Below are 6,727 nucleotides of genomic sequence, written 5' to 3' on the forward strand. Positions count from 1 at the left end.
TTATCTAACAAAAAGATCAACAATGAAGAAGATATGAAAGAAGTTGCAGAATTATTAAGTTATGATAATAATGTTGTAATAACTGGAGGACATCTTAACGGAAATGATATACTATATTCAAATGATGAGATTCATTTCATCAAAGGAAACTTATTCGAATCAAATAATACTCATGGAACTGGTTGTACCCATTCATCAGCCATAACCAGCAATCTGATAAATGGTGAAACATTATATGACTCCTGCAAAAAAAGTAACGAATTTTTACAAAATGCAATTAGATATGGATACAATTATACTCCAAATCAATTCTATGAAAAAAAATAAAAAAAATAGTTTGCATATACTTAAATAGTATATGCTTCATCTTCAACTACAGAAAAAGCATTATCTTTTAATAATTTTAATGATTTTTCATTATCGTCAGTTCTTAATACAACTAAAGCTTTAGAAGTTTTCTTTTCAACAAATGCGTAAACATATTCTACATTAACATCATTCTCATTCAATAAACCTAAAGCTGCTTCCAAACCACCTGGCTGATCTTCAACTTCAATAGCCAATACATCTGCAATACTCACTGCAAATTCTTTTTCAAGTAATTCTTTAGCTTTCTTAGGATCTGATACTATCATTCTTAAAATACCGAATTCAGATGTATCTGCAATAGATAATGCTCTGATATCAATATTTTCGGATTTTAATGTGTTTAATGCTTTCCATAATCTTCCTTTTTTATTTTCTAAGAATACAGATAATTGTTTTATTGACATATGTTCACCTCTAACTAAAATCTCTTTTATCAATTACTCTAACAGCTTTACCTTCACTTCTAGGTAATGAATATGGTTCAGCTAATGTTACTTTAACTCCTATTCCTATAGCTTCCTTAATTTTCTTAGCTATCTTATGTTTAAATCCTTCTAAATCTATTATAGAATCTTTGAAAGTAGCTTGATCAATTTCCACTTGAACTTCAATCATATCTAAAATACCAGGTCTTGAAACAATTATTTGATAAGCAGGTGAAAGTTCATCCATTTTCATGATAACTTCTTCAATTTGTTTAGGGAATACAATTACACCTTTAACTTTAAGCATGTCATCGCTACGTCCTGTAATTCTACTCATACGAACAGTTGTTCTTCCACAATCACATTTATCATATTTTAAAGAAGTGATATCCTTTGTCCTATACCTGATTACAGGCATCCCTGTTTTTGTAAGAGAAGTAAATACTATTTCACCCTCACTTCCTTCAGGTAAAACTTCCAAAGTATTAGGATCTATTATTTCCGGATAAAAATGATCTTCTGCTATGTGCATACCATCTTTAATATGACATTCAGTTGAAACACCCGGACCAATAACTTCAGTTAAACCATAAATATTTTGTGCAGAAATACCGAATTTGTTTTCAAGTTTTGCCCTAATTTCTTCGGTCCACATTTCAGCACCATATAATCCACCTTTTAACGGAACTGATTGTGGATCAATACCTTCTTTCTCAAAGGATTCAGCAAGATATAAAGCATATGAAGGTGTACAACATAAAAAATCTGCAGGGAAATCTTTTAAGAAATTCATTTGTCTTTGAGTGTTACCTGAAGACATAGGAACTGCCAATGCTCCTATTTTTTGTGCTCCATACTGTGCTCCATGTCCACCGGTAAACAGTCCAAAACCGTATGCAACATTTACTATGTCATTTTTATGTACTCCCACACTTGCAAGTCCACGTGCAGTACATTCTGCCCAAATATCCAAATCGTTTTGTGTGTATGCAACTACTGTAGGTATACCTGTTGTTCCACTTGTTGAATGTACTTCAACCCAATCTTCCTTGGGGGCAGCCTGCAAATCAAAAGGATAAGTATTTCTTAAATCATCTTTTGTAATAAATGGAAGTAACTGTATATCTTCCAAAGATTTAATATCTTCAGGTTTTACTCCTGCTTTATCAAAAGAATTCTGATAAAATGGTACATTTTCATATGCGTATTTTACAACTTTTTGAAGTCTTTTTAACTGTAATTCTTTTAAGTCTTCCCGACTCATACATTCCCTTTCTGGATTAAAAATATAGACATCCTCTTCATTGAACTTTGACATTATTTTTCCTCATTATATTTCTATTAAACTTAGGTTGACATTTTGATTATTAATATCATCCTGACTTAATTCAATGATACATGCATGTCCTGTATTTGCATCACCAGGATTTACTATTACCGTATTTCCTATTGTATCCTGTCCTATGGATTCATGCACATGACCACATACATTAAGTGTAGGTTGTGTTTCTTCTATAATTTTTCTTACTGCACAGCTACCAACATGTGCACCGGATTCTATTTTATCAGCATTTGTATCTAATGGAGGTGCATGTGTAACTAGAATTGTAAAAGAATCTGAAGATAATTCATCTGAGTATTTGCTTAAACTTTCATATAAAAATTCATCCGAATATTCATTAGGTGTATCAAATGGTGTAGGGTTTGAACCACCAAATCCAATGAGTTTTATATCACCAATATTTGAAATTGAATCATGTATATTTATTGCATCAGATTCATCAATTAATTCATTTGAATTTTTTGGATCACAATTTCCAAATAATGCATGAACATTAGCATATTCAGAAAATTTATTTAAAGTATCTACAAAGAGTTTTTCAGGACCAAACTCTGTAACATCACCAGTAATTATAATTTCATCTACTGAATTATTATCCAAATAACTATAAATTTTATCTGGATTACTATGGATATCAGTAATCATTAAAATTTTCATCTAATTTCTCCAATAATTAAATATCATTAATATTTATCTAGTTTAATATTAATAAGACTTTGTAGATGTATTAAAATAAAGGATATATTTAAAATAAGAATATAAAAAAGAAATAAAATAAGGGGGAGAAAGAAAATCTTAATTAGGACATTTGTTCACTGAAAAACGGAGCCATCTCTTTTAAAGCTTCTTGAATATGATCTTTTTCACCAAATACAAAAACTGAAGAATCATTTTCATCAAATTCTATGATAACATTTTCATATTCACAAATTTCCATGAACCTTTCTTCATGTATAGGTTTTTTGAAGTTAAATCTTACAAAATCAAAGTTCGCAGGCATCCCAGGAATAAATTTTGATTGAATTTTAGCTTGCTTAAATACTTCTTTACCTTGAGATGCATCAAGTAATCTTTGTTCCCACTCAGAAACAAACTCCTCACCTTCCATTCCAGCCATACCCATTAATTTAAGCTCAGAATCATGAAGATAAGAATCAATTCTTGGCAATTCCTTTGCACGATCCGGTTCAGTAGGATCCTGATTGTAATAATGTGTCAAAGATCTAGCATACTGAAGATTTTTAGTTACTTCAGGAGGAATATCATATTTTTTACCCAACTCCTGAAGTAGATGATCAAGTACAACCCATCTTTGTTCTAAAGGGTCTATAACTTCTTGATTATCCATTTATGTGACCTTCTAAAATTTTACGAACACTAAAGTTATAAATTTTACCGTCTAAATCTTCGTCAACTTCCTTGTCAAGTTCTTCAAGAGAGTTATAATCATTTAAGAAGAATATCTGATAACTAGTAGTATCTTTTACTCTTAATACAGCAATTTTATCATCATCAGTTACTTCTTTATTTTGAATTGTTGCTTTGTATTCAACAAATTGTTTATAATCTTCAGGTAAATCTTTTTGAGTGAAAACACCTATTAATTCTACAATAAATTTTTGCATACTATTGTCTCCTTAAATTATAGTAATATATTAAATATTAATTTATAAAATTCTGCTATTTATTTTAGTTATGTCTTTAATATATATTAAAATTTTGGAAAAAGAATGCATATATTTAAAGTTCTTAATATGTGAAATAAATAATAAAAAATAATATTTTAAAAAAGGGGGTTAAGGATATAACTTAAAAAAGTTATATGTGAACACTTAAATTATTCTTCTGCTGCTTCTTCTTTAGGTGTGTTCATTTTTTCAACTAAACAACTAGGATCTACAACTTGTTTATCAAGTGTACATTCTTCTGGAGATAATCCCATTGCTAATCCGTATAATTGAGCTAAGTGTAATACAGGAATTGCAAAGTTAGTTCCATATTGTTCGTTTACTTCAGTTTGACCTACATCGAATTGCATGTGACAGAATGGACATACATCAATGATAGCATCTACGTTAGCTGCTGTCATGTTGTCGAGTTTTTCTTTGGTGAAACTGGTAGTAACTTCTTTATCTCTTGCTCTTAATCCTCCACCTGCTCCACAACACATCATTTTGTCTGCGTAAGGTACGGATTTAGCTCCTGTAATTTCTACAAGTTCATCTAAGATTTTTGGGTTTTTAGGATTATCGATTTGTAATTCATCACTAGGTTTTAAGAAGTGACAACCGTAGTGTACAGCAACGTTTAAGTTTAAGTCTTTTTCCATGATTTCGGAAAGTTTGTCTAAACCTATGTCATTGTATAATACTTCAGCAAAGTGTCTTACACCGGTTGAACCTTTGAATTCACGACCGATTTCGGAAAGTGAAGAGTTAACTTTGCATTTCATGTCTGCATCTTCTTTTAATAAGTCATTAGCTTCGTGAAGTGAACCGAAACAACCGTTACATTCGGTTAATATTTCTGCTCCCATATCTTCAGCAATTGTAATGTTTCTTGCTGCAATTGTTGCCCAGGTTTCTTTATCGAAAGAACCGAATACACCTGGTGCAGGACAACAGGAAGCTCCTTCCATATCTGCTAATTCTACACCTAATTTATCCATTAATACTCTGGTGGATTTTTCAATACCAGGGTATCTGTTGTTCATAATACATCCTAAGAAATATGCGTATGCCATAATAATATCCTCCTTATTAAATCATCAAAATTATTCTTTTAAGTTACCAGTAGCCCAGTCGTATCCGATTAATTCATCGAATGCAGTTGCTTTAATTAAAGTTTGTACTTCTTCTAATGCACCAGGACAAGCATGAGTTGTAGGAGGTACTTCTGAAAGACCAATTTCTTTTCTTAAAGCTTTAGTTGCATCATTGATAGGTACTGCGTGACCAGTTTTTGCTACGTATGAACCAGTCATTTTGTGAGCTTTTGCCATGTATCCTTCATGTGCTGCTACATTTCTGATTGCTTTAACAATTTCTACGATTTTAATGTCACGAGGACATCTTTCTTGACATTCATAACAGGTTGTACACATCCAAAGAGCATCATCAGATATAACATCTTCTTTCATACCCATTAATGCTTTTCTTACTAATCTTCTGATCATGTAAGGAGTTCTTCTTCCTGATGGACATGCACCAGAACATGTACCACATTGGTAACATACTGCTAAACTGTCTGATCCATTTGCCATAATTTCTTCTTTAAAAGTTGGATCAATATCTTTTTCTGTAATTAAGTATTCACTTTCATTTAATAAAGACATATTTTCACTCCATTGATAAAATACATAATATTATTTAAATAAATTGTTTTATATCCATTAGATGAAATGATTGATGCACCTAATTCACCAATCATAAATATATTTTTAATAGTTAACTTGTAGAAATTTAACAATTTTAAACTTCTATTAATAGGTTTATCAAATTAGTATATAAAGCTATCAAAAAAAATACTTTGTGTTATCAAAAAGATTACACCAATAGTGAAAAATTATGATTTGAATATTAAGTGGATTAAAGAACAATTACGACAAAGAACTCATTAATTTCTAAAAAGAATATAAAATATTAAAAACAAAAATAACAACAATAAAGTGGAGATAATAATATGATTAAAATTAGTTCACATGATGGACCTGCAAGATATGGAACATATCATGAAAAAACGACACCAATTCTATTAAACTACAAAGAAATAGAAAAAGTGGAAAATATTGCAACACCCTTCAAAATACAAAAAGAAATAGCTGAAGAGTATATGCAAGAAACATTAAAAATAGCGAAAGAAGAAAAAAACAAGGAAAAAATTGGAGTAATACAGGGATCACAATACTCCGACCTAAGAGTAGAATGTGCAAAAAAATTAGAAGAATACGGATATACAACACTAATGTTCGCTAATCCCGATGAACTACAAAGAAATCCTCAGGATTTATTAGAAATAATAATCAAAACAAGAGAAAATATAAATCCAACAACAGCATTATACTTCCCTTTTGCAACAACACAAATCATACCAATACTAAGTTATATAGGAATAGATATATTTGATAACTCACGAGCAATATATGAAGCTAAAAATAAAAATTTAATGACCGGCACCAATATTTATCCATCAGATTATAATATATCAGAAAATTTAGAAAAAGAAAATATAAACCAACTTAAATTCACAATAAATGAAGTCAGAGAAAATATGAAAAATAAGACATTAAGAAATTTAACAGAACAGAAAGCAACAACACATCCAGAATTAATGTCACTACATAGACTTCTAGACAAATATTACATGGAATATTTATTAAAATATACTCAATTATATTAACTCCACATACTTTTTTTAAAAAATTAAAAGAAAAAAAAAGATTAAAATTCTTCATCAGCTGAAGCAATAATACGATTATAAGTACGACGGGCAGAAGAACCATCATAACCTATATATAAGTTACATGTCGTATTATCATGTTTTGTACATATTACCTGATAAAAATTAGTACTCTTATCATGTACAAATTGAA

The 6,727-nt window shown here is 30.0% G+C and carries 8 protein-coding genes and 1 pseudogene; 2 read left to right on the plus strand and 7 right to left on the minus strand.

Features of this window, described 5'->3' with window-relative positions:
- Window positions 1-327, plus strand: a 327-nt coding sequence (locus QZZ11_RS07560; RefSeq protein WP_292474952.1) for a bifunctional hydroxymethylpyrimidine kinase/phosphomethylpyrimidine kinase, incomplete at its 5' end; no start/stop codon positions are given.
- 20 nt (window positions 328-347) lie between these two features.
- Here the strand turns inward: QZZ11_RS07560 and QZZ11_RS07565 are convergent.
- The 7 genes and pseudogenes from QZZ11_RS07565 to hdrC all read right to left on the minus strand — a co-directional run.
- Entirely contained in the window at window positions 348-773 is a 426-nt protein-coding gene (locus QZZ11_RS07565) for an acetolactate synthase (protein ID WP_292474955.1), read from the minus strand.
- A gap of 10 nt (window positions 774-783) precedes the next feature.
- The gene (locus tag QZZ11_RS07570) at window positions 784-2,112 is read right to left on the minus strand and encodes a phenylacetate--CoA ligase (RefSeq protein WP_292474956.1); all 1,329 of its coding nucleotides are present in this window, start codon (window positions 2,110-2,112) and stop codon (window positions 784-786) included.
- 12 nt (window positions 2,113-2,124) lie between these two features.
- On the minus strand, window positions 2,125-2,793 hold the full coding sequence (locus tag QZZ11_RS07575) for a metallophosphoesterase (RefSeq protein WP_292474959.1): 669 nt from the start codon (window positions 2,791-2,793) through the stop codon (window positions 2,125-2,127).
- A gap of 142 nt (window positions 2,794-2,935) precedes the next feature.
- Window positions 2,936-3,484 carry a DUF2096 domain-containing protein gene (locus QZZ11_RS07580; protein ID WP_292474961.1) on the minus strand — a complete coding sequence of 183 codons (549 nt, stop codon included), beginning with the start codon at window positions 3,482-3,484 and terminating at the stop codon, window positions 2,936-2,938.
- Entirely contained in the window at window positions 3,477-3,761 is a 285-nt protein-coding gene (locus tag QZZ11_RS07585; RefSeq protein WP_292474963.1) for a DUF749 family protein, read from the minus strand. Before QZZ11_RS07585 ends, QZZ11_RS07580 begins: the two co-directional genes overlap by 8 nt.
- Before the next feature lie 212 nt (window positions 3,762-3,973).
- Complete coding sequence (gene hdrB, locus QZZ11_RS07590) at window positions 3,974-4,879, minus strand: CoB--CoM heterodisulfide reductase subunit B (protein ID WP_292474965.1); 906 nt, start codon at window positions 4,877-4,879, stop codon at window positions 3,974-3,976.
- A 30-nt stretch (window positions 4,880-4,909) separates the two neighbouring features.
- Window positions 4,910-5,476 (minus strand): annotated as a pseudogene (gene hdrC / locus QZZ11_RS07595) (CoB--CoM heterodisulfide reductase subunit C); the annotation flags it as partial.
- 341 nt (window positions 5,477-5,817) lie between these two features.
- On the opposite strand from hdrC, the gene QZZ11_RS07600 reads away from it, so the two are divergent.
- Window positions 5,818-6,534 carry an archaeosine tRNA-ribosyltransferase gene (locus QZZ11_RS07600; RefSeq protein WP_292474969.1) on the plus strand — a complete coding sequence of 239 codons (717 nt, stop codon included), beginning with the start codon at window positions 5,818-5,820 and terminating at the stop codon, window positions 6,532-6,534.
- The last annotated feature ends 193 nt before the right edge of the window (window positions 6,535-6,727 follow it).

It is taken from the genome of Methanosphaera sp., assembly GCF_016282985.1.
Classification (GTDB): Archaea; Methanobacteriota; Methanobacteria; order Methanobacteriales; family Methanobacteriaceae; genus Methanosphaera.